Below are 21,186 nucleotides of genomic sequence, written 5' to 3' on the forward strand. Positions count from 1 at the left end.
CGGGGCCGCCGGGCCGAGGGCTCATCCCATCGCCGCCCGGAAATCGTCGAACAGGTACTGGCTGTCGTGCGGGCCGGCGGAGGCCTCGGGATGGTACTGGACGCTGAAGACGGGCAGGCGGGAGTGCCGGAGACCTTCCAGGGTCTGGTCGTTCAGGTTGACGTGGCTGGCGACCACGTCGGCCGGGAGGGTGGAGGGGTCGACGGCGAAGCCGTGGTTCTGGGTGGTGATCTCGACCTTGCCGGTGGCCTCGTTGCGCACCGGGTGGTTCGCGCCCCGGTGGCCGAACTTGAGCTTGAACGTGTCGGCGCCGAAGGCCTGGCCGAGCAGCTGATGGCCCAGGCAGATGCCGAAGAGGGGGATCCCGCGCGACTCGGCGGCGGTGCGGATCAGGGTCTTGAGCGTCTCGGTGGCCTCGACGAGCGGGCGGGGGTCGCCGGGGCCGTTCGAGATGAACACGCCGTCGGGCTGGTGCTCCAGCACGGCCTCGGCGGGGGCCGAGCCGGGGACGACCGTGACCCGGCAGCCGATGTCGACCAGGTGCCGCGGGATGTTCCACTTCATGCCGAAGTCCATCGCCACGACGTGGGGACGCTTCGCCCCTTCGCCGGCCTTGTGGCGGGGGGAGGCGGCCCCCCCTCGGCCGGAGGCGTCGAACTGGTAGGCCGGGTCCAGGCCGGGCTCCCAGACCGTCGTCCCGCGCGGCATCACCTCGCGGGCGAGGGCCAGGCCGACCATCCCCGGGCTCTTGCGGGCCTTGGCGACGAGGCTCGCGTCGTCGAGGTCGGTCGTCGAGAGGAATCCCCGGAGGGCGCCGCGCTCGCGAGTCAGGCGGACGAGGGCCCGGGTGTCGATCCCGGAGACCCCGAGGACGCCGTGCTCCTCCATGTAGGCCGAGAGCGACTTCTCCGAGCGGAAGTTGCTCACCCGGCCGCTCAGCTCCCGGACGACGAACCCGCGCACCCAGGGGCGGCCGCTCTCCGCGTCCTCGGCGTTGACGCCGTAATTGCCGATCTGGGGATAGGTCATCGCCACGATCTGGCCGTGGTACGAGGGGTCGGTGAGGATCTCCTGGTAGCCGGTCATGCTCGTGTTGAACACGACTTCGCCGTCGATCTCGCCCTGCGCCCCGAACGAGCGGCCCGTGAACACCGAGCCGTCCTCGAGCGCCAGTTTCGCCGTTCCCATCGTCGCTCCCGGGGCCGTGATCCGGCCCTCACCCTCCGGTTTCCCGCGAAAATCGTCGTTTCGGACCCACACGATTCTAGGCGCGTCGGCTCCCGGGCGTCGAGCCGATTCGCCGCGCGAACGGGGATCAACCGGGCTGGCTGGGGGATTCGCGAGGGTCGAGGAACGCCGAGGCCGCGCACGCCGCCGTCGCCAAGAGGGCCAAAGCCGCGGCGACCGCCGCGCCGCCGTCGGGCCGTTCGTGGGAAAGGAGCAGCCCCGCGCCGACCGTCGCGACCTGCGGCGACGAGGCCAGCAGGACCGCCGGGGCGACGTTCACCGCCGCCGCCGCCGCGACCGCCGCCGCGGCCCTCCAGCGTCGTCCCGCGTTCGCATCGCGGGCCAGTCGACGCGCCTTGTTCCTCCCCGCCCCGGCCAGCAGCGCCGCATCGCGAGCGCTCGCCGAGCCCCCGCCGCGAGGCGGCCGACGGCCGTCGAGCCGGGCCCAGATCGTCGCCAGCCATACCCCGAGGATCGGCGCGAAGAGCATGCCGCAATCGCCTCCTGGAAGCTCCAGGAGTGAGGTCGCCGCGAGCGACGTCCGGGCGTCGACCTGCCCCGCGCCGTGGCGGATGAGCAGGCCGAACGCCAGGATCGCGACGCCGGCGACCAGCGGCGGCGGGGCGGCGAGCCGGGCGAGGCGTCGGAATCGGCCGGCCGCCGCCGCGCCCGCACCGGCCTCCAGCCGGCCGATCGCGCGAGCCGAGATGCCGACCAGGGCCGCCACGCCCAGGCCCAGGACCAGGGACCGCCCCAACATCCGCGTCGTGGTCGGATCGACCAGGCGGGCGGTCAAGGTCCCCGGGCCGGTCGCCTCGCCCCCCGCGTCGCCCAGCATGCCGACCAGCCCCGCCAGCGGCGCGACGGCGAGGCCCGAGGCGAGCCCGAGGATCGTCGCCAGGGCGAACAGCCGGGGCCAGGACGCGGGGACGCGCGCCGAAGCCTCGTCGCGGCCGCGTCGCGGGGCGTCGTCCAGCCGCGTCGGCCCGGCCCAGAGTCGCAATCCCCCCCGGACGGCCGCGCAGACGAGCAGCGCCAGCAGGCCCAGGACCGCGACCCGGGGGAACGGGGAGGGCCCTAAGCCGACGGAGACGACCTGGAAGCCCAGCGTCCGTCGCAGGCCGAGGATCAACGGGGGGCCGGGATCGGCCAGCGTGATCGCGAAGACGAGGCCGGCGACGCGGGCCATCGCGGGCCGGATCAGGGGCCAGGCGAGCCGCCGCCAGACGCGGGTCCCGCCGCCTCCCGCCATCCGGGCCGCGTCGCGCCACGACGGGTCGAGCCGATCCAGGGCCGCCGCGTAGGCCAGGACGCCGGCCGCCGCGCCGGGCAGGGTGGCGGCCCCGAACCAGACGAGCCAGTTCGGATCGGCCGGACAGAAGCGAGCCAGCGGCCCCGACCGTCCGACCAGGCCCGACCAGGCTCCCGCCGCGTCCCCCGCCAGGAACGTCGCGGCGCCGATCGCCAGCGCCACGGGGGGCATCGAAGCGATCGCGGTCAGGAGGGCCAGCGCGGCCGGGCGGAGCCGGAACGCGCGATCGCCGATCAGGCGGCCGACGACCACCCCCACGACCACCGCCGTCAGCGAGGCCAGGCCGGCGGTCGTCGCGCTCTGGCGCAGGCAGGTCCAGACGAACGGGTCGAGCGCCGCGATGGCGACCGGGAAGAGCGTCGCCCGGAGTTCGCCGTCGGGCCCGAGGTCGACGAGCGCGCAGGCCGCGATCGCGGCGGGCGGGCCGACGACGAGCAACCCCAGCGCGATCGAGGACGACCACCTTGCGACCAGACGAATCAACGCGGCACCCGAGGACGGCTGGATTGGGACGAAGCCCGGCCCCTTCGACGTTCGACGCCCGCCCATCCTAGCAGGCGTTTCGCCCGTCCAGCCAGCCGACACCGGCCGACGGGGGCTCGCGGGCCTTCGACCCGGACCCTACTCTGAAAGGGAGGGCGGCGGCCCCGCCCGCGATTGGTCCTGACGAGGGAGGCGAGGATGAAGGTCTACCGATTGCACGATTTCAGCGGCCCGGACGGATGGAAGCTCGGCGACGAGCCGAGCCCGACGCCGGGGCCCGGCGAAGTCCTCGTCCGGGTGGCGGCCGCGTCGATCAACTTCCGCGACCTGATGATCTCGAAGGGGATCTACAACCCGAAGATGCGCTTGCCGCGCATCCCCCTGTCCGACGCGGCCGGCGAGGTGGTGGCGAACGGTCCGGGGGCCGTGCGATTCGAGCCGGGGACGCGGGTCTCGGCCAATTTCATGGCCCGCTGGGTCGACGGCCCGCTCGACGACGAGAAGTCGGCCTCGGCCCTCGGCGGCGAGTTGGAGGGGGTCCTGGCCGAGGAGGTCGTCCTCCCCGAGTGCAGCCTCGTGAAGATCCCCGATTCCCTGAGCTTCGAGGAGGCCGCGACGCTCCCCTGCGCGGCCGTCACCGCCTGGCACGGGCTGTTCGAGACCGGCGGGCTGGAGCCGGGGAGCACCGTGCTGACGCTCGGCACCGGCGGCGTCTCGGTCTTCGCCGCCCAGTTCGCCCGCCACGCCGGCATGCGGGTGATCGCCACGTCCAGCAGCGACGCCAAGCTCGAACGCATCCGGTCCCTGGGCGCCTCCGAGACGGTCAACTACAAGACCGAGCCGGACTGGGAGAAGCCCGTCCGCGACCTGACCGACGGCCGGGGCGTCGACCTGGTGGTGGAAGTCGGCGGCTCGGGGACGCTGCCGAAGTCCGTCCGCGCGGTCCGGACCGGCGGGACGATCGCCCTCATCGGCGTGCTCACGGGGGCCGGCCAGTTCGACCCCACGCCGATCCTGATGCGCGGGATCCGCCTGCAGGGGGTGTTCGTCGGATCGCGGGCGATGTACGAGGCGATGAACCGGGCGATCGTCGCGCACGGGATCAAGCCGGTGGTCGATCAGGTCTTCGCGTTCGACCAGGCCCCGGACGCGCTCCGGCTGATGGCGGGGGCGTCGCACTTCGGGAAGATCGTGATCAAGGTCTGACCCGACCCCGGCTACGACCCGCCGCCGACGGCGAACTTGCCGGGCAGGAGCGTGACGTTCTCCGGGGCGATGGAGAGCGTCACGCCCTGGCCTTCCCGGACGTGGGCGGACTGGCTCTGGAGGGCCAGCGCCGTGACGGGCCAGTCGCCGGGGCCTCGCAGCAGGATGCGGCGGGTCGAGCCCTGGAAGGTGATCCGCTCGATGGTCGCCGGGAAGCGGTTGGCGTCGGAGGGGACTCCGGGGCCGAGGGCCAGCGACTCGGGCCGGATCGAGACGGTCACCGGGGTCGAGGCCGAGGGCGACGGCAGGTTGGAGCGGGCGACCAGGCGACCTACCGGGGTGCGCACCACCACTTCGCGGCGGGACGCGTCGTGGCTGAGGCCGTCGACCTGGCCCTGGAGGAGGTTCGTGGGGCCGAGCAGCCGCGCGACGAAGACGTCGACCGGCTGGGCGTACAGCTCCTGGGGCGGCCCGCTCTGGAGGATGCGTCCGAGGTCCATCACCGCGAGGCGGTCGGCGCGGGCGAGGGCCTCGGGCGCGGCCGAGGTCAGCAGCAGCGTCGTGAGGCCGGCCTCGGCGCGGGCCCGGCGGATCTCGTCCCAGGCCTCGTCGCGGCCCTGCGGCTCGATGCCGGCGAGGGGCTCGTCGAGGATCAAAAGCTCGGGCTGGGCGATCAGGGCCCGGGCCAGCGCCACGCGGAGCGACTGGCCGGCCGTCAGGGCGGCGGGGCGGAGGTCGGCCAGGGTGTCCACCCGGAGCGAGGCGAGGGCCTCGTCGACCCGCCGTCGCCGCTCGCGGGCGGGGACGCCCTGGAGCTTCAGCGGATAAGCCACGTTGTCCCGCACCGACAGGGCCGGCCAGAGGGCGTGGTCGCGGAACACCATGCCGACCCCGCGCTCGCGAGGAGGGAGCGACTGGACCATGCGGTCGCCGAGGTAGATCTCGCCGTCGTCGGGCGATTCCAGTCCGGCGAGGAGCCGGGCGAGAGTCGACTTCCCCGCCCCGGACGGGCCGAGCAGGCACGTCAGCTCTCCGGGCGGAAGCTCCAGCGACGCGTGGTCGACCGCCGCGACGCGGCCGTAACGCTTGACGAGACCTTCGGCGATGACGCGGATCATGAGTCGCTCGGCAAGGGCGGGGGGACGACCGGCGCGGCGCCCGAGGCGGCCAGTCGCGCCACCCAACGGTAACGCTGCCGGGCCCACTGCGTCCATTCCGCCCTGAGCCACGACCGGAATCGAGGCTCGCGCGCCAGCCGTCCGCCGTCGGCCTCGGCGACGTCGGCCAGGATTTCGCGGTCGAGGGCGCGTCGGGGTTTCAGCCAACTCTGCGCGAGCCAGAGGCGGAGGCTCGGCGCGGGGGCGACCTGGCCGATCAGCGTCTCGACCAGAGCGGGGCCCGCCTCGCCCTCCTTGCGCAGCAGCTTATCGACCGAGGCCGGCGGCCAGGGGGGAGGCTGGGTCAGCAGGTCGACGGCCCAGGTCGGCGAGCCCGCATCGCGGACGGCGGCCGCGGCGATTCGCAATTCCTCCTGCGCGTCGACGAGCGTCGCCCCCAGGAGGTCGGCCGCGAGGTCCTCCGCGTCGGCCCCGGCGCGGGCCATGGACGCGGCCTCGAACCTCGGCCCGGCCTCGCCCTGCCTCCGCTCGATCAGGAAGTTCAGGAACGCCCGCGCCGCGCGGGGACGCCGGGCGTCGACGGGGATCGCCGCGCCTTCGAGCCACTCGGCCGATGTGGCGGTCGGCGAATCCTCGGAAACGACCGTTCGATCAGCCCGCCCCCGCCGGACGGCCGCCCGCGCGGAGCCGGAGCGCCAGCCGGCTGGCGCCGAGGTCTCGCCGTAGAGCCCGACCAGGTGCGCGTAACGCGTCCGCCAGGGCTCCGACCCTTCGCCTTGCAAGCACCAGGCCCGGGTCGCCGGATCGACGCGGGGATCGGCCAGCACCAGTCGGGACGAGGAGGCCGTCGCGTGCGGCAGGTCGACCGCCGATCGCCGGGCGACGACCCAGTAGGGGCGCGGCGAGCCGTCGCTCAGGCTCGCCAGCGCTCCTTCGGCGGCCAGCCGGGCGTACGCGCCGATCGGCCCGCCGAGCAGCAGGTCGGGCTGCCGCGCGTCGGCGTCGATCGGCCCTTGCTCGGGCGACTCGATCCAGGCGATCGACGCGGCGTCGACGGAGACGGCGTCGGGCTGAGTGCGGAGCCAGTCGGCGAACTCCCTCGCGATCGCCGAAGTCTCGGCGCGCGGCCACGCCGTCGCGATGCGCAAGGCGTCATCACGCGGCCTCTCCTCGATGCAGCCGGCGAGGCTGCAGGCCAGCACGGCGAGCGCGGCCGGAGACCATCGACGGATCGAAGGGGCGGGGAAGATCATGGAACTCGCCGGGTCGACTTCCGTATGTCCTTCCCCCCTGGTGGGGGAAGGTGCCCCGAAGGGGCGGATGAGGGGGACCATCAAGGCGGACGAAGCGACCGACCGTCGGCCTTCCCGACTTCCCTCCGCCCCTGGTGGGAGACCATCAAGGCCGACTTCACGGATGAGCGACGGCCTTTCGAGGCGCCCCCTCATCCGGCCTTCGGCCACCTTCCCCCACGAGGGGGGAAGGACGATGAGCGAGGTCCTTTGAGGTCGCGCCGGCCCGGCTTCGAGATCTTATTGCCGGGGCGCGGCGTTGGACTTGCCCAGCTCGACGCGGAGGTTGACGTCTTTCCCATCGCGCTTGACCAGGACGTCCACGGAGTCGCCCGGCTTGTAGCGGCCGAGGCTCTCCATGTAGTCGTAAATGGTGCCGATCGGCTTGCCGCCGATGCCGACGATGACGTCACCCCCCTTGATGCCGGCCTTGGCGGCGGGGCCGCCTTCGCGGACGTCGGAGAGCTTCATGCCGGCCTTGGACTCGTCCGCGTAATCCGGCATGACCCCCAGCGTCACGCTCATGCCCGTCGAGGCCGATTGCGAGGCGGTCGCGCCGTGCTTGGGCGCGGGGGCGCGGGCGAACTCGGGCCGGCCGGGCCGACGGACGACTTCCAGGAGCAACAGCTCGACGTAGTCGGCGATCGAGGCCATGCCGGCGTAGTTGATCTTCGTCCAGTCGTCGCTCGGCCGGTGGTAGTCGGAGTGGATGCCGGTGAAGGCGAAGAGGACCGGGACGTCCTTGGCGTGGAACGACTGGTGGTCGCTGCCGCCGAATCCGTCGGTCATGCCGGCGACCTTCTTGATCTTCATGCCCGACTCCGCCCCCAGGGCGTCGACGAGGGCGTCGAAGCCGCGCGAGGTGCCGGTGCCGATCATCGTCAGCTCCTTCTTGTCGTCCATACGGCCGACCATGTCGAAGTTGAACATGGCGACCGTCGACTCGATGGGAAAGGGGGGGTGGTCGACGTAGTACTGCGAGCCCAGGAGCCCGCGCTCCTCGCCCGAGAAGGCCACGAAGACGACCCGGCGCGGCGGCGGGTCGCGACGGGCGGCGAGCCGGCGGGCCAGCTCCATCACCAGGGCGGTGCCCGAGGCGTTGTCGTCGGCGCCGTTGTGGATGTCGGACGAGAAGAACGAGAGCGACCCGGACATCAGACCGCCCCGGCCGAGGTGGTCGTAATGGCCGCCGACCACGATCGTCTCGCCGGCCCTCGGCCCCGCCCCCTCGATCACGCCGATCACGTTCTTCGTCTCGACGCCGGGCCGCTCGATCGCGACCCGGCCGGTGGCGCTCAGGCCCTTCAGCTCGCGCGAGAGGGGCTTGTAATCCTTCTCGATGCCCGCCTCCAACTCGGCCAGCGGCGGCTCGCCCGCGGCCTTGAGGATCCGGTCGGCGAAGTCGCGGGTGACGTGGACGATCGGCAGTCGGGCGAGCGTCTCGGGCCCGGCCGAGCCCAGATTCAAGAGAGCGTCGCGGTCGGCGCCGAGGCCGGCCGCGTCGTTGACGACCAGGAGCATCGCCGCGCCGTGCTGGAAGGCGTTCGTCGCCTTGTGGCGGAACGTGGCGAAGTCGCTGGTCTTCTTGCCGTCGAACGGGCTGGCTTCGTCGTTCAGGCCGGGCTCGCGACGGAGGGCCATCACGACCTTGCCGGTCGCGTCGATCCCCGCGTAGTCGTCGTAGGCGAGGTTCTTCTCCGGGCGGTCGGCCGTGATGCCGTAGCCGGCGAAGACGATCCGGGCCGCGTCGGCCGAGCCGGTCGCGCCGATGGCCAGGGGGTTGAAGTCGGTGCGCGGCGCCCCCTGGATCGAGGCGTCCCCCGGTCCCTTGACGATCAAATCCAGCGGCTCGCCGAGGCGCGGCTGGCCGGTGATCGAGAACTTCTGGAAGTAGCCGTCCTCGCCGGGAGGGGGCTGGAGGCCCAGCTCCTTGAACCTGTCGGCGATGTACTGGGCCGAGGCCTCGATGCCCTTGGTGCCGGGGGCGCGGCCCTCCTGGGCGTCGTCGGCGAGGAACGAGACGTCTTGCTTGAGCCGGGCCTCGGCCGGCGAGACGTAGGTGGTCGACGCGGTCACCGCGGCGGGCGAGTCGCCCCCGCCGTTGCCCACCGGCGCCTGGGCCCGCGCCCCGACGACCGCCGGCCCGAGCGTCAGCCCGGCGAGGGCCGCCAGGCCCGTCACTTCCATGAACCGCCCCGGCCCCCCCGCGCGATGCCTCATCATCCGGTCGTTCCTTTCTCGACGTCCCGTTCGTCCTCGGATGCGTCGATTCTCGGGGCCCGCGCCGGCAGGGTCAAGCCGTCTCCCGGCCGGCCCCCGCCGCGTTGCAACCGCTCGGGTCGGCGGCTAGACTGAAATCCGGCGGATCTAGGACAGTTGTCGCGTGCGGCGGGAGGCTCGAACAGCATGATCGCAACGAACGGTCGTCGGCGGTTCTCGCGGTGGCTCCCGGCGCTCTTCCTGGCGACCGGGGCTTGTCTCGCAGTCGGTCAGGAGGCGTCGGACGCGGCGCTCCGCGACCGGGTCTTGCAGCTCGTCGAGCGGCTGGACTCGGGCGCCCCGGAGGCCCGTGACGCGGCCGAGGCCGCGCTCAAGAAGCTCGGGGCCAGGGCCTTGCCGCTGCTGCCCGACCAGGCGGACGTCCCGAAGGAGCGGGCCGAGCGGCTGGCGAGGGTCCGCGAGGCGATCCGCGAGGCCGGGCCGAGCGACGACCCTTCGGCCCCCTCGCGGGTGACGCTCAAGGCGCAGGGAGTCCGGCTCAGCGACGCCCTCCTCCAGCTCCAGAAGCAGACCGGCAACCCGATCACGGACCTCCGCGAGCAGTTCGGCGCCGAGGCGACCAACCCGTCGTTCGACCTCGACCTGGACGGCGTCCCGTTCCTCGAGGCCCTCGATGAGGTGGCCCGTAAGGCGGGGGTGGCGACGACCCCGTTCACCGGCGACGCCTCGATCGGCGTGATCGCCGCCGAGCCCCGCGCGGCGAACGCCGGCGAGGGGGCTCCGGTTCGTTACGTCGGCCCCTTCCGCGTGACCTTGCGGCAACTGACCCAGATGCGCGACTTTAAGGCGGGGGCCTCGGCCGCCAACGCGGCGTTGGAGATCGCCTGGGAGCCGAGGATCCGCCCCATGCTGCTGGCGCTCAAGGCCGACCGAATCGAGGTCAAGGACGACCAGGGCCGTCCGATCAAGCCGCAGGTGGCGATGGAGTCGAGCGACGTGGTGCTCCGACCGGAGAACCCGTCGGCCGAGGTGAACGTGAACCTGGAGGCGCCCGAGCGGTCGGCGATCCGCCTCGCCTCGTTCCGCGTCCAGGCCGAGATGACCCTCCCCGCCGGCGTGAAGACCTTCCGCTTCCCCAAGCTCTCCGAGGAGCGGACGATCCAGCAGGGGGACGTGGGGGTGACCTGCAAGGGCGTGGAAGTCGACGAACAGGTCTGGAAAGTGGGGGTGATCCTGAGCTACCCCGGCGAGGGGCCCGCTTTCGAGAGCTACCGACAGGGCTTGTTCAACAACCGGCTCTGGCTTCAGAAGGCCGACGGGTCCAGGTTCGAACAGAACGGGGGTTTCTCGAACACCGGCAGCGACGGCGGCCGGCTCGGGTTCGAGTACCTGTTCGTGGACGTGCCCGGCGAGCCCGGGGATTACCAGCTCGTCTATGAGACGCCGAGCCGGGTCGTCGCCGTGCCGCTGGACTTCACGTTCGAGGACGTGCCGTTGCCTTGACGCCCAGCCGCCTCGGCTGCCGTCGTCGAGCCCACCTCGAACCTTGCCTCCCGCGGGTCCGGCCGTCTGCCGGATCCGAGGTCGCATCGCCCTGCGCGCGCGTAAAGAAATCGTTGGGATGGTTCGGGGCGGCATGAATCGCGAAAGTTTCGATTTGCTTGTTGACTTAGCCGAACGTCTCGCTCATTGTGTCCGTCCGTTGCCGGCATGCTACCGCGCTTGGAGTCGAAGACGACCCTCTCCCGGCAAGCGGGGAGATCGCGGGAGCGCCGGGGCAGGCGTTCGAGGCATCACCGAGACGGACCTTCGATGAGGTGGCCATTTGCTGCGTAACCATTCGGAAGACGATCGGCGTCGACCTCGTCGGCGGACCCGTCGCCCGGTCTCCTGGTCCCCCCGGACCGAAGTCCTGGAGGACCGCCGGCTGATGGCCGGCGGGCTCCTGCCCCGGTCCACTCCGCTGCTGACGGCGCAACTCCTGGGAAGGCCCGACGCGCAGGTGCAGCGGTTGTCGAGCCAGTTGGCGAGCCTCGTCGCCGCGTCGCGCGCGGCGCCCGTCGGCGTGAGCCCGGCCCAGATCATCGACGCCCAGCCGTTGCCGATCCTCCGGGACGCCGAGGGCCGGGTCGCCGTCTCCGTCACGGCGACGGACGTCGGCCGGCTGACGCCGGATCTGCAGCGGCTCGGCTTCCAGGTGCTGTCGTCGATGCCGGCCCTCCACCTGGTCGAGGGCTTCCTGCCGATCGCCTCGCTCGTCGACGCGACGACGCTGGCCGCGTCCGGGCTCCTGGGCCTCTCGGCGATCGCCCGGCCGCAGACCGCGGCCGGCGCCGTCACGAGCCAGGCCGACTTCGTCCTCGAGGCCGATCGCGTGCGCAACACGGCCCCGGTCGGGCTCACGGGGGCCGGCGTGAAGGTCGGGGTGCTCAGCGACAGCTTCAACCAACGGGGAGGTTATGCGGCGGGGGTCGCCTCCGGTGACCTGCCGGCCGGCGTGGTCAACCTCCTCGAAGGCCCGGCCGGCAGTTCCGACGAAGGTCGCGCCATGGCCGAGCTGGTCCACGACCTGGCCCCCGGCTCGCCGCTCGCGTTCGCCTCGGCGTTCTATGGCCAGGGGGCGTTCGGCGACCTGATCCGGGCCCTCGCCGACCCCGACTTCTTCGGGGCCTCGGTCATCACCGACGACGTCTTTTACTTCGAGGAACCCCTGTTCCAGGACGGCCCGATCGCCCAGGCGATCGACGACGTCGTCGCGGATCGCGACGTGGCCTACTTCGCCCTGGCGGGTAACCTGGGGACGCAGTCGTACGAATCCGCCACGCCCGCCTTCGGCTCCGACTTCCAGTACTCCGGGAGCTTCTACGACTTCAACCCCGGCGCGGGGGTCGACACCCGCCAGCGGATCACGCTCGGCCCGGGTCAGGCCCTCATCCTGAATTTGCAGTGGGACGATCCGTTCTATACCGTGAACGGCGTCGACACCGACCTCGACATCTACCTGATCGACGCCGCCACCAACACCATCGTGGCCGGCTCCGCCGCGGACAACCCGGCGATCCAGACCCCGAGCGAGCTGTTCAGCTACCAGAACACGACGGGATCGACCCGTTCCTACGACATCCTGATCAACAAGTTCGACGGCCCGGATCCCGGCCGGGTCAAGTGGGTGAACTACGGCGCCAACAACTTCGGCGCGATCAATGTGGTGGACTTCCCCACCAACAGCTCGACGGTCATCCCGCACTCGTCGGCGGCCGGGCTCTCCGTCGGGGCGGCCCCGTTCTTCGACCAGCTCAATCCGGAGTCCTACACCTCGGCGGGCCCGAACACGATCCTGTTCGCGCCCGACGGGGCCCGGCTCGCCGCCCCGGAGGTCCGGGCCACGCCCGACGTCACGTCGATCGACGGTGCCGACACGACCTTCTTCGGCTTCGACGCCGACGGCAACGGCCGCCCGAATTTCTTCGGGACCTCGGCCGCCGCGCCCCACGCCGCGGCCGTCGCCGCGCTGCTGCGGCAGTCCCGGCCGGACTTCACGGCGCAGCAGGTCTACGACCGGCTCACCTCCACCGCGGACGACCTCGTAAGCAGCGGGATCGGCTTCGATTCCCGGACGGGATTTGGGCTGATCAACGCCTTCGACGCGATCTTCGGCGACCCCGCCGCGGCCTTCCCGAGCGTCCTCGACGGCTTCGAATCCCGGGCGCTCGGCGTGCAATGGGAGACGTACAACGCAGGGGCCGCCCGCATGCTCGTCACCCCGGCGAACGGGCCCTCGGCCGGGTCTTACCACCTGACCATGGATTCGAGCGTCAACGGCCTGTTCGGCCTCAGCGAGGCCGTGCTGCACGTCAACCTGGCCGGTCGGAAGGGGGTGCAGCTCGACTTCCGGCAAAAGGAGGCCGGGGACGGCGACGAGCCGATGCCGGCCGCGTTCACCGGCCGGATCGCCGCCGACGGCGTCGCCTTCTCGATAGACGGAGTGAACTGGCACCGGCTGATCAGCCTCACGGGGGCGAACTCCACGTCGACCTACCAGGCCCGAAGCTTCGACCTCTCGGCGATCGCCGAGGGCCTTGGGCTGACCCTCGGCGCCGACGTTCGGATCAAGTTCCAGCACGTCGGCGACCGCTCGTACGGCGGCGGCGGGTTCGCCTTCGACGCGGTGAAGCTGACGGCCCTCTCGCAGGCCGTCGACCTCCTCGTCGACGACGGGACGGCGCAACGTTCGCGCATCCGGTCGATCACGATCGACGTTGCGGGCAAGCTGGCGACCGTGCCCGCCTCGGCGTTCACGCTCACGCGGACCGGCGACGGCGCCGTGGTGCCGGTCGTCCCGTCGTTCGTCGTCCGTCCGGACGGCAGCACCCGCATCGTGCTGACCTTCCAGGCCTCGGCCTTGCAGGGGGGCTCGTTGCCCGACGGCCGATACACCTTGCGGGTCGACGGGGCCGCGATCCTCGACGACGCCGGCAATCCGATCGACGCCGGGTCGATCGGCGTCCGTGGGAGCGTCGGCACCGTGGCGTTCCACCGATTCTTCGGCGATTCCAACGGCGACGGCCTGGTCGACGCCGTCGACTTCCTGGCCTTCCGGGCCGCGGCGCTCGGCGTCGACCCCACGTCGCCGTCGGCCTCGATCTTCGACTCCGACGGGGACGGCGACATCGACCTCCTCGATCAAACCGCCTTCACGGCCAACTTCCGCAAGCGCCGGCTCCCGGTCTGACCGTCCGCGAGGTCGCGTCGTCGGCGGACGTCGGCGACGCGGCCTCGGCCCTCATCCTCTCGTCCTCCCGCCGACCGTCCTCGTCCCATCTTCATCCAGGATGAATCCCCATGCGATTGATCGGTGCGTCCGCCCTCGCTCTCGGCTTCCTCGCCTGCTTCCCGGTCGGGGCCGCCCGGGCCGACCTGTTCCTCACCCTGGAGCCCTCCTCGGCCGTCGTCGACGTCGGGGACGTCATCGTCGTCGACGTCCTGCTGAGCCAGGACGGGACGGGCCCTCAGGTCGACGCGCTCAACCCGCTCTTCTCGGCGGGAGTCCGGGTGTCGTTCGGCGATCCCGCCGGGATCCTCGGCGTGGACCTGGGGTCGATCGCCTACCTCCTGGACTGGGTCGCGGACGCGGACTTCGACGGCCCGTCGGCGATCACGATCGGCCTGACCTCGCTGACGGGCTTCGACGACCTGTCGACGCCTCTCCTGCTGGCGCGGTTGACCTTCACCGGCCTCGCAGCGGGCACCACGGTCGTCAGCGTGGCCGACCTGGACCCCCAGTCGCCCGACTTCGCGACGCTGAACGGGGACGTGCTCGACCCCGCCAACGTCGCGACAGCCCGCATCACCGTGAGGCCGGCCGACGTGGCGGTCCCGGAGCCTTCGTCGCTGGCGATGGGGCTGCTGGCCGTCGCCGCGGCCTCGGCCGTCGCCCGGCGGGGGCGGCCGGTGGTCGTCGCGGGTTGAGCCGAAGCACGGTCCAGGGCCGAGGGGGCGGCGCGATCGAGCGACCGCCGCCGCTCTCGCGCGTCACTCGAACCGGGGCTTTTTGAAGTCCTGGCGGTCGAGGCCGTACTTCTGGAGCTTCTGGGTGACGCTCCGGCGCGAGAGGCCGCTGTGCCGGGCGCAGCGGGCGACGTTGCCGTTGTACTCCGAGAGCACGCGCTGGAAGTATTCGCGTTCCACCTGGCCGATCAGCTCTTCGGTCAACTCGGGGAGCCGGACGTCGATGTCGATGAGGTTGGAGCCGGCGTGGGCGGCGGCCGGGGTGCGGGGGACGATGGTCTCGGGCAGGAGATCGCGGTGGATCACCGGGCCCTCGGCCATCGCGGCGGCGGCCTTGATCGCGTTCTCCAGCTCGCGGATGTTCCCCGGCCAGTGGTGGTTCAGCAGGGCCTGCATCGCCGCCGCGTCGATCTCCGAGATGGGGTTCGCGGCGGAGGCGTGCTTCTCGACGAAGTGCATCGCGAGCAGCGGCACGTCTTCCTTCCGTTCGCGGAGCGGGGGCAGGTCGATGAGGACGACCTTGAGGCGGTAGTACAGGTCGGCGCGGAAGCGGCCGGCCTTGACCTCGTCCTCCAGCCGCTTGTGGGTGGCGGCGATGATCCGGACGTCGACCTTGATCGGGTCGACGCCGCCGACGCGCTCCAGCGTCCCGGTCTGGAGGACGCGGAGGAGCTTGACCTGCATGGCCGGGGAGATGTCGCCGATCTCGTCGAGCAGCAGGGTGCCGCCGTTGGCCTTTTCGAACCGGCCGATCTTGCGCTTCTCGGCGCCGGTGAACGACCCTTTCTCATGCCCGAACAGCTCGCTCTCCAGGAGTGAGTCGTTGAGCACGGCGCAATTCAGCGCGACGAACTTCCCCTTGCGTCGGGTATTGACGGCGTGGAGCGCCTGGGCGACCAGCTCCTTGCCCGTGCCGGTCTCGCCGTGGATGAGGACGGTGGAGTCGACCTGGCCGATCTGCTGGATCAGGTCGAAGATGCGCCGCATCTTGGCGCTTTGCGAAACCATCGTGTGGAAGCTGTAGCTTCCTCGGAGCTGGTTGCGCAGCTGAGCCAGGTGATCGACGAGGTGGCGACGCTTGAGAGTCCGCTCGACCACGAGGCGCAGGTGGTCGGCGTCGCAGGGCTTGCGCAGGAAGTCGTCGGCCCCGGCCTTCATCGTCTGGAGCGCCTCCGACGTGTCGCCGTAGGCCGTGACCACGACGACGCCCACCGGCACACGCCGCTCCCGCAGCGTGGACAGCAGGTCGAAGCCGCTCATGTCGGGCATCTTCAGGTCGGTGACGACCAGGTGGAAGACCTTCTCGCGGAGCATTTCGAGGGCGGTGGCGCCGTCGTAGGCGGCCTCGACCTCGTAGCCTTCGGGCTCCAGAATCTGCCGCAGGTGATCGCAGCTCAGTCTCTGGTCGTCGACCGTGAGGATCCGGCGTTTCATGGGTCCATCCTTCCGCCGTCGTCGTGGTGCGCTGATTCCATGCGGGACGGTCCGGTCGCCGACGATTTTCGCAGCTACGGCAGGGGTTTGGGAAGATCCGTCCCCTCGTTTCGTCCGTTTTTCGGCGTCGATTCCGCGTTCGGTTCGTCGCTCTCGGCCGGCGACGGCGGCCCGGGAGGCCGCGGCGAGGGGAGAAAGGCGCCCGGTCGGGGGACGGTGCGGACCTTGATCGAGAGGGTCTCGTCGCCGCGGACCACCGTCAGCGTTACCTCGTCGCCGACCGGCCTCCGGTCGATCGCGCGTTGGAACGCCTGGGAATCCGGGACGTCGCGGCCGTCGACGGCCGTGATCCGATCGCCGGGACGCAGCAGGATACGCTCGGCCGGGCTCTCCTTCGCCACCCCGATCACCAGGGCGCCGGGTGCGTCGAGGCCACGGGCCGCCGGGAGCGGCCGGTCGGGGCCGAGCAGGACGCCGAGATAGCTCCTCGGAGGACCTCCCCCCTCATCGAAATCGGCGATCGCCGCGCGGATGCGGGCGGACGGGATCGCCGTCGTGAAACTCCCACGCGGCCTGCCGAGGACGAACGGCCCCTCGATCGGGACGGCGACCCCCACCGTGAGGCCCTCGCGATCGAGGACGGGGCCGCCCGCGTTCTCGACGGCCACCATCGCGTCGATGGGGAACGACGCGAGTTCGGAGCCGGGATCGTCACGGTCGCGACTCGAGGCGACGATGCCGGCCGTCGCCAGGATCCGGCCCTCCGGCGAGCGTCCGATCGCAAAGAGATCGTCACCCAGCTGCAGCCTGGTCGAATCGCCCAATTCGGCAGCCACGAGCCCTGGCGTCGCCGGGTCGACCTGGAGGAGGAGGAGCTCTCCGGCCGGATCGGCGTGGAAGACGCGGAGGACCGGCCGGGGCTCGCCGTCGGACAGGACGACCTCGGCCCGGAAACCTCCGAACAACGCCCGGCCCGTGGTGGCGACGAGCCCTCGCCCGGCGTCCACGACGACCCCCGCGCCCGACGGTCCGGCGATATCGCGCATCGGGTTTCGGACCGCACGGATCGCCGCGACGGAGGGGCCGACCTTCGCCGCCGCCCGGCGGATCGCCTCGGCCCGCGAGTTCGGGCCCGCTTCCTGAGCCGGGGCCACCGCCGGGGCCACGATCATCGCGAGGGCCAGGGCCCATCGACGACCAATCTTCGAGGTGAGCATGAGAATCGCTCCGTTCCGATCGGCAGGGTCGACGCCCGCCTCATCGAGCCTATCGCGGGCGTGCGGTCGTTCGCAACGGCCGTCAACGGATCGGGATCAGGTCTCGGGGCTTCGTCTCGGGCTTGCCGGCATCGGTCTTGGGCGCCTCGCCCTTGTCGGAGCCGGCGCCTAGCTTCTCCTCGACGGACTGGCGGAGGATGCCGGGGCTGACGAACGGGAGAGCTTTCGTGCGGCGGCCGCCCTTCAGGATGACGACGACGGGCTTGGCCTGGGGGTCGTTCGGGGCCAGGGTGACGGTCTTCTTCTCCTCGGCGGCGTCCCCCTCGTGGGTGATCGTCTCCAGGGTCAGCCGGGTCGTCGGCTTGGCGGGGTCGGTCGCGATGGGCATGATCCGCACGGTGTAAGCGCCGTCGAAGCCTCGGGGGCAGACGTAGATCTCCTCGGGGCGGCTGCCCAGGCCGTTCTTGATGAGGGCGCCGCCGAAGACGGAGCGCGGCATGGAGTAGGAGACCGTGGCACCCAGGGGCTCCTCGACGACGAGGTCGAAGTCCGCCTCGCCGTCCCAGGTCAGGCGGATGTAGACGTCGCGGGCCTCGGCGGCGGGGAGGCTTGCAAGGAGCTTCTCGGCCTCGTCCGTCCGGGCTTCCTCGGTGAGCGCCTTGGCCAGGATCTCGGCCTGCTTGCGGCTCTCGCCGCGGAAATACTCATCCTGGCCGGGCCAGCCCAGCGAGAGGAGCCTGGCGATGGACTCGGCCATCCTCTGAGGATCGCGGGTCTTCTGGGCCAGGTTGATCGACATGGCCAGCGGCTCGGCGCGGTGGGGGACCTTCTCGGCGGCCTCGTCGAGAAGGGGGCCGACGCGGTCGGTGAACCCCTTGAGCAGGAGCTTGTCGGCGGCGCTGACGAGGTGGTTGGGGTTGTGCGAGCGCTGGGCGAGGTCGGCCGCGTAGTTGAGGGCCTTCTCGACGTCAGCCGGCTTGCCGCCGTTCATCTCGATGGCGAGGGCGAGCGCCTCATACATCCAGAATTCGGCGTTCTTGGGCCGGTGCTGCAGGTAGCCGAGGATCGCCGCGTGGACCTCGCGAGCGAGGGCGGCGGCGTTTTCCTCGCTCTCGCTGGCGCTGCGATTGAGCAGGCGGACGGTCTCGTGAAGCTGGTCGGGCGTCTCGTCGTGCTTGCGATAGTATTCCGACCAGTAGGCGTAGGGGTCGTTGCCGCCGGGGGCCGGTTTGGCGTTCGCAGGGCCGCCGGTGATCGGGATGAGCCCGTCACGGGCCGAGCGGCCGGGGGAGGTGGGGGCGTTGCGGACCTTGGGGCCGGCGTTCTTCTCGGGAACGCCAGCGGGACCAGCCGGCTTGCGACCGGGCTGGTCCCGCGGAGCTTCGTTAGCGGGCCGGTTGGATCCGGCCCCAAACGGGGTCAGTTGCTTTTTTTTTGCATGAGGGCGCCCGCGGGGTCGTCCTGGGTCGGGACGACCGGGATGGACATCATGCCCATACCGCCGCCCATGCCGCCCATGCCACCCATGCCGCCGCCGCCCATGCCGCCCATACCGCCGCCCATGCCGCCCATGCCGCCGCCCATGCCGCCCATGCCGCCGCCCATACCGCCACCCATGCCGCCGCCGCCCGAGATGAGCGAGATCGGGATGAGGGCGAGGTCGGCGACGGGGTAGACGCGGATCTCGGTCTGCTGGTCTTCGGACTCCTGCGAGGTGACCATCAGGAAGCCGTCCTTGACGGTGTACGTCAGGCCGATCTGGCGGAGCATCAGGCGGAGCGTGGTCTTCAGGGGCACGCCGTCGAGGTCGAGCGAGACCGGCGAGGTCATCGTCTTGTCGGCTTCATTGAGGCCGATCGGGTCGACGTAGATGGGGATGCCGTTGTCGGCCGGGGTCTGGGTGGCCTGCTTGACGTACTTGAGGACGTCCTCGAGGGGCGTCTCGTTGGGGAAGTTCATCGCCAGGGGCTCGTCGAGCTTGGCGAGGATCTGCTTGGTCTTGGGGTCGCGGTCGAACACGTCGACGGCCTTGCCGTAGCGGGCGATCCGGCGCTCGGAGAGGCTGCGGAAGAGGGCCGCGTCGGGATACTCGATGATCTTGTCGTCGGGGAAGGGGACCGCGGCGCGGGCGACGTCTTGCATCGTCAGCATGAAGCGGTATTCCTTCAGCTCCTCGAACTGCTTCTCCTGCGAGAGGAAGCCCATGGTCGTGGAGACGAACATGCCGGCGTAGGGGGCCGGGCTCTCGTCGCTATAGGGGAGGGTGCCCTTGTGCATGAGCGACCGCGCGTGCTGAGCGAGCAGGCGGGCGTCGTAGAACGGTGCCGTCGACAGGCCGATGTTCCCCATGCCGCCGTTGTAGAGGGAGTTGTAGACGCCCTCGCCCATCAGCGTGTCGAACTGGTTCATCATGGCCTTGATGGTCTCCTGGTTGGCCACCAGTTGCGACAGGCCGCGATTGCGCTGCTCGGCGGCCGACTCGACCCGCTGACGCTCGATCCGCTCGGAGACGATGCGTTCCTCGTCGCGGATGGTCGACAGGTACTGGGCCTGGATGCGGCGGTCGAGTTGGTTGCGGACGCTCTCGGGGACGTTCGAGGCCGACCGCACGACGTTCTGGGCCAGGCGGAGGGTGTCGAGGGCCGCCTCCGGATTGCCGTTGCGGACCATCTCGCGGGCCGCGCTCATCCGCTGCTCGACGTCGCTGGTGAGCTGCTGGCGGGCGATAGCGTCGGCGCGGTCCGACTCCTCGAGCGTGGCCCGGCTGTTGGGGCCGGCGTCGGGCGGGGCGGGGGGCGTCGGTTGGGCCGGCTCGGCGGGGGGCGTCGGCTGGGCCGGCTGGGCGGGGAGGGTCTCGGCGACGCCGGGGGCCGGAGGAGCCGGGGCGTCCTGCAGGGCCACCTTGAAGAGGCGGTCCTGGGCGGCCTTGGCCTCGTCGAGGCCCTTCACGGCGTCGGCGTTGTCGGGGTCGATCTCCAGCGCCTTCTGGAAGAAGGAGCGGGCCATCCCGCCGGCACCCTGCGCCAGCGCCTGCCGGCCGAGGTCCGTCAGTTGTTCGGATAGCGGCGGGGCATCGTCGCCGCGCGACGCGGCCCCGGACAGCAATACGCCGCCCAGGGTCAGCAGCCCGGCGCCTTTCCACAGTCTCGCGGTTCGGGACATGATCGATGCTCTCCAGCAGAAGGGATCACCGGCGCCACGACCGGTCTGGGCGCTGTAGGTGTTTACTCGTCGCGTTTGCACGGATCGCCGACGACACGGCGGGACGCCGACGCCTTGGCGATCCGGGTTGAACTCGGCCCGGCCCGACCGGGATGGACGCACGGGACCCGGGAGCCCCGCGGCCGATCGCATCCCCTGGGTGGTGCTGATCCTCGTCGGTTCCTCGGGAGTCCCATGAGGCGGTTCGATGCTGGCTTCGTTCGGTTCGTCGTCAACCATTATGCCACACGGTTTCCGGCGCGGCCAAACCGGGGGAGGCGAATGGACCCGCAGCCGCGCGCGACCTGCGCCCCATCAAGACGAATCCGGCCCCGAGTTTCTTCGATCCACCCGCGCGATTTCCCGCCGCGACAGTCCCTCTCGGCCCATTTTGACAAGGCAACACGGCCGTCCTACTAGATTCTCATCCGGCGAAGACGCGGCCGAGTCGGTCGTCGCCCTCCCGAACCGAGCCTCGCCGTCCCCCCTGCGGGACGGCCGGAGATTTCCCGATGAGCGACACCACAGACGACCCGAAGCCGGCCGAAGCCCCGTTCGACTTCTCCGCCTACCCGGCGAACACGGTCTTCCACGAGCGACGACTCGGCAAGGAGCGTCGCGGCCCGTTCCGCGTCCGGGGCGGCGCCGAAGTCCCCGCCGAGCCCAGGCCCGCCCGGCCCGCCGAGCGTCGGGAGAAGAAGGAGCGCCGCAAGCGCATCGACCCCACGACGTTCGAGAAGCAGTACACCGACGATGAGATGGAGTTCATGAACGCGATGCAGCGGTTCAAGGAGCTGTCGGGCAAGGCCTTCCCCTCCTATGCGGAGGTGATCAAGGTCGCCGTCGGCCTCGGCTACCGGAAGGCCGTCGACGACGCCCCCCCGCCGGTCTTTGACGAGGAGACCAGCCTCCTCCTGTTCAGTCGCGTGGAGCAGGACGCCTGAGGCCAGCATCCGCCGGCGTCGAGC

Annotated in this window: 14 protein-coding genes; 5 read left to right on the forward strand and 9 right to left on the reverse strand. The window is 71.3% G+C overall.

Going from position 1 to position 21,186, the window contains the following annotated elements:
* Positions 1–21: 21 nt before the first annotated feature.
* Complete coding sequence (carA, locus tag G6O68_RS11540) at positions 22–1,188, reverse strand: glutamine-hydrolyzing carbamoyl-phosphate synthase small subunit (protein ID WP_165247802.1); 1,167 nt, start codon at positions 1,186–1,188, stop codon at positions 22–24.
* 127 nt (positions 1,189–1,315) lie between these two features.
* The gene (locus G6O68_RS11545) at positions 1,316–3,022 is read right to left on the reverse strand and encodes a hypothetical protein (RefSeq protein ID WP_165247804.1); all 1,707 of its coding nucleotides are present in this window, start codon (positions 3,020–3,022) and stop codon (positions 1,316–1,318) included.
* A 198-nt stretch (positions 3,023–3,220) separates the two neighbouring features.
* Here G6O68_RS11545 and G6O68_RS11550 point away from each other — a divergent pair, with 198 nt between their 5' ends.
* On the forward strand, positions 3,221–4,228 hold the full coding sequence (locus G6O68_RS11550; RefSeq protein ID WP_165247806.1) for a zinc-dependent alcohol dehydrogenase family protein: 1,008 nt from the start codon (positions 3,221–3,223) through the stop codon (positions 4,226–4,228).
* An 11-nt stretch (positions 4,229–4,239) separates the two neighbouring features.
* On the opposite strand, the gene G6O68_RS11555 is transcribed toward G6O68_RS11550, so the two are convergent.
* The 3 genes from G6O68_RS11555 to G6O68_RS11565 all read right to left on the reverse strand — a co-directional run bounded on the left by G6O68_RS11555 (position 4,240) and on the right by G6O68_RS11565 (position 8,861).
* Positions 4,240–5,346 (reverse strand): ABC transporter ATP-binding protein, encoded by a 1,107-nt coding sequence (locus G6O68_RS11555; protein ID WP_165247808.1) that lies wholly within the window; start codon positions 5,344–5,346, stop codon positions 4,240–4,242.
* Positions 5,343–6,599: a hypothetical protein gene (locus G6O68_RS11560; protein ID WP_165247810.1), complete on the reverse strand. Its 1,257-nt coding sequence runs from the start codon at positions 6,597–6,599 to the stop codon at positions 5,343–5,345. Before G6O68_RS11560 ends, G6O68_RS11555 begins: the two co-directional genes overlap by 4 nt.
* Positions 6,600–6,878: 279 nt before the next feature.
* Positions 6,879–8,861, reverse strand: coding sequence for a M28 family peptidase (locus G6O68_RS11565; protein WP_240911132.1), 1,983 nt, complete (start codon positions 8,859–8,861; stop codon positions 6,879–6,881).
* Positions 8,862–9,044: 183 nt separating this feature from the next.
* Here G6O68_RS11565 and G6O68_RS11570 point away from each other — a divergent pair, with 183 nt between their 5' ends.
* From G6O68_RS11570 to G6O68_RS11580, 3 genes are all read left to right on the forward strand, one after another.
* Positions 9,045–10,361 (forward strand): hypothetical protein, encoded by a 1,317-nt coding sequence (locus G6O68_RS11570; protein ID WP_240911133.1) that lies wholly within the window; start codon positions 9,045–9,047, stop codon positions 10,359–10,361.
* Positions 10,362–10,788: 427 nt separating this feature from the next.
* Complete coding sequence (locus G6O68_RS11575) at positions 10,789–13,590, forward strand: S8 family peptidase (RefSeq protein ID WP_165247812.1); 2,802 nt, start codon at positions 10,789–10,791, stop codon at positions 13,588–13,590.
* A 110-nt stretch (positions 13,591–13,700) separates the two neighbouring features.
* Positions 13,701–14,327 carry a PEP-CTERM sorting domain-containing protein gene (locus tag G6O68_RS11580; RefSeq protein ID WP_165247814.1) on the forward strand — a complete coding sequence of 209 codons (627 nt, stop codon included), beginning with the start codon at positions 13,701–13,703 and terminating at the stop codon, positions 14,325–14,327.
* 63 nt (positions 14,328–14,390) lie between these two features.
* Here G6O68_RS11580 and G6O68_RS11585 read toward each other — a convergent pair whose 3' ends face one another.
* The 4 genes from G6O68_RS11585 to G6O68_RS11600 all read right to left on the reverse strand — a co-directional run bounded on the left by G6O68_RS11585 (position 14,391) and on the right by G6O68_RS11600 (position 20,179).
* Positions 14,391–15,800, reverse strand: a complete 1,410-nt coding sequence (locus tag G6O68_RS11585; RefSeq protein ID WP_165247816.1) for a sigma-54-dependent transcriptional regulator — start codon at positions 15,798–15,800, stop codon at positions 14,391–14,393.
* Between the two features lie 74 nt (positions 15,801–15,874).
* Positions 15,875–17,017, reverse strand: coding sequence for a S1C family serine protease (locus G6O68_RS11590; protein ID WP_165247818.1), 1,143 nt, complete (start codon positions 17,015–17,017; stop codon positions 15,875–15,877).
* 82 nt (positions 17,018–17,099) lie between these two features.
* The gene (locus G6O68_RS11595) at positions 17,100–18,038 is read right to left on the reverse strand and encodes a hypothetical protein (RefSeq protein ID WP_165247820.1); all 939 of its coding nucleotides are present in this window, start codon (positions 18,036–18,038) and stop codon (positions 17,100–17,102) included.
* Positions 18,039–18,436: 398 nt separating this feature from the next.
* A complete protein-coding gene (locus G6O68_RS11600) occupies positions 18,437–20,179 on the reverse strand; it encodes a hypothetical protein (protein ID WP_165247822.1) in 1,743 nt (580 codons plus the stop codon).
* A 551-nt stretch (positions 20,180–20,730) separates the two neighbouring features.
* Here G6O68_RS11600 and G6O68_RS11605 point away from each other — a divergent pair.
* Positions 20,731–21,162, forward strand: a complete 432-nt coding sequence (locus G6O68_RS11605; RefSeq protein WP_165247824.1) for a hypothetical protein — start codon at positions 20,731–20,733, stop codon at positions 21,160–21,162.
* The last annotated feature ends 24 nt before the right edge of the window (positions 21,163–21,186 follow it).

Origin of the sequence: Paludisphaera soli, from assembly GCF_011064595.1 — a bacterium.
GTDB classification, from domain to species: Bacteria; Planctomycetota; Planctomycetia; order Isosphaerales; family Isosphaeraceae; genus Paludisphaera; species Paludisphaera soli.

Bases quoted from the DNA above. Each gene is read 5' to 3' on its own strand.
- carA (WP_165247802.1), bottom strand. From the start codon at position 1,188: ATGGGAACGGCGAAACTGGCGCTCGAGGACGGCTCGGTGTTCACGGGC.
- G6O68_RS11575 (WP_165247812.1), top strand. From the start codon at position 10,789: ATGGCCGGCGGGCTCCTGCCCCGGTCCACTCCGCTGCTGACGGCGCAA.
- G6O68_RS11555 (WP_165247808.1), bottom strand. From the start codon at position 5,346: ATGATCCGCGTCATCGCCGAAGGTCTCGTCAAGCGTTACGGCCGCGTC.
- G6O68_RS11590 (WP_165247818.1), bottom strand. From the start codon at position 17,017: ATGCTCACCTCGAAGATTGGTCGTCGATGGGCCCTGGCCCTCGCGATG.
- G6O68_RS11605 (WP_165247824.1), top strand. From the start codon at position 20,731: ATGAGCGACACCACAGACGACCCGAAGCCGGCCGAAGCCCCGTTCGAC.
- G6O68_RS11570 (WP_240911133.1), top strand. From the start codon at position 9,045: ATGATCGCAACGAACGGTCGTCGGCGGTTCTCGCGGTGGCTCCCGGCG.
- G6O68_RS11550 (WP_165247806.1), top strand. From the start codon at position 3,221: ATGAAGGTCTACCGATTGCACGATTTCAGCGGCCCGGACGGATGGAAG.
- G6O68_RS11565 (WP_240911132.1), bottom strand. From the start codon at position 8,861: ATGATGAGGCATCGCGCGGGGGGGCCGGGGCGGTTCATGGAAGTGACG.
- G6O68_RS11580 (WP_165247814.1), top strand. From the start codon at position 13,701: ATGCGATTGATCGGTGCGTCCGCCCTCGCTCTCGGCTTCCTCGCCTGC.
- G6O68_RS11560 (WP_165247810.1), bottom strand. From the start codon at position 6,599: ATGATCTTCCCCGCCCCTTCGATCCGTCGATGGTCTCCGGCCGCGCTC.
- G6O68_RS11585 (WP_165247816.1), bottom strand. From the start codon at position 15,800: ATGAAACGCCGGATCCTCACGGTCGACGACCAGAGACTGAGCTGCGAT.
- G6O68_RS11595 (WP_165247820.1), bottom strand. From the start codon at position 18,038: ATGTATGAGGCGCTCGCCCTCGCCATCGAGATGAACGGCGGCAAGCCG.
- G6O68_RS11600 (WP_165247822.1), bottom strand. From the start codon at position 20,179: ATGTCCCGAACCGCGAGACTGTGGAAAGGCGCCGGGCTGCTGACCCTG.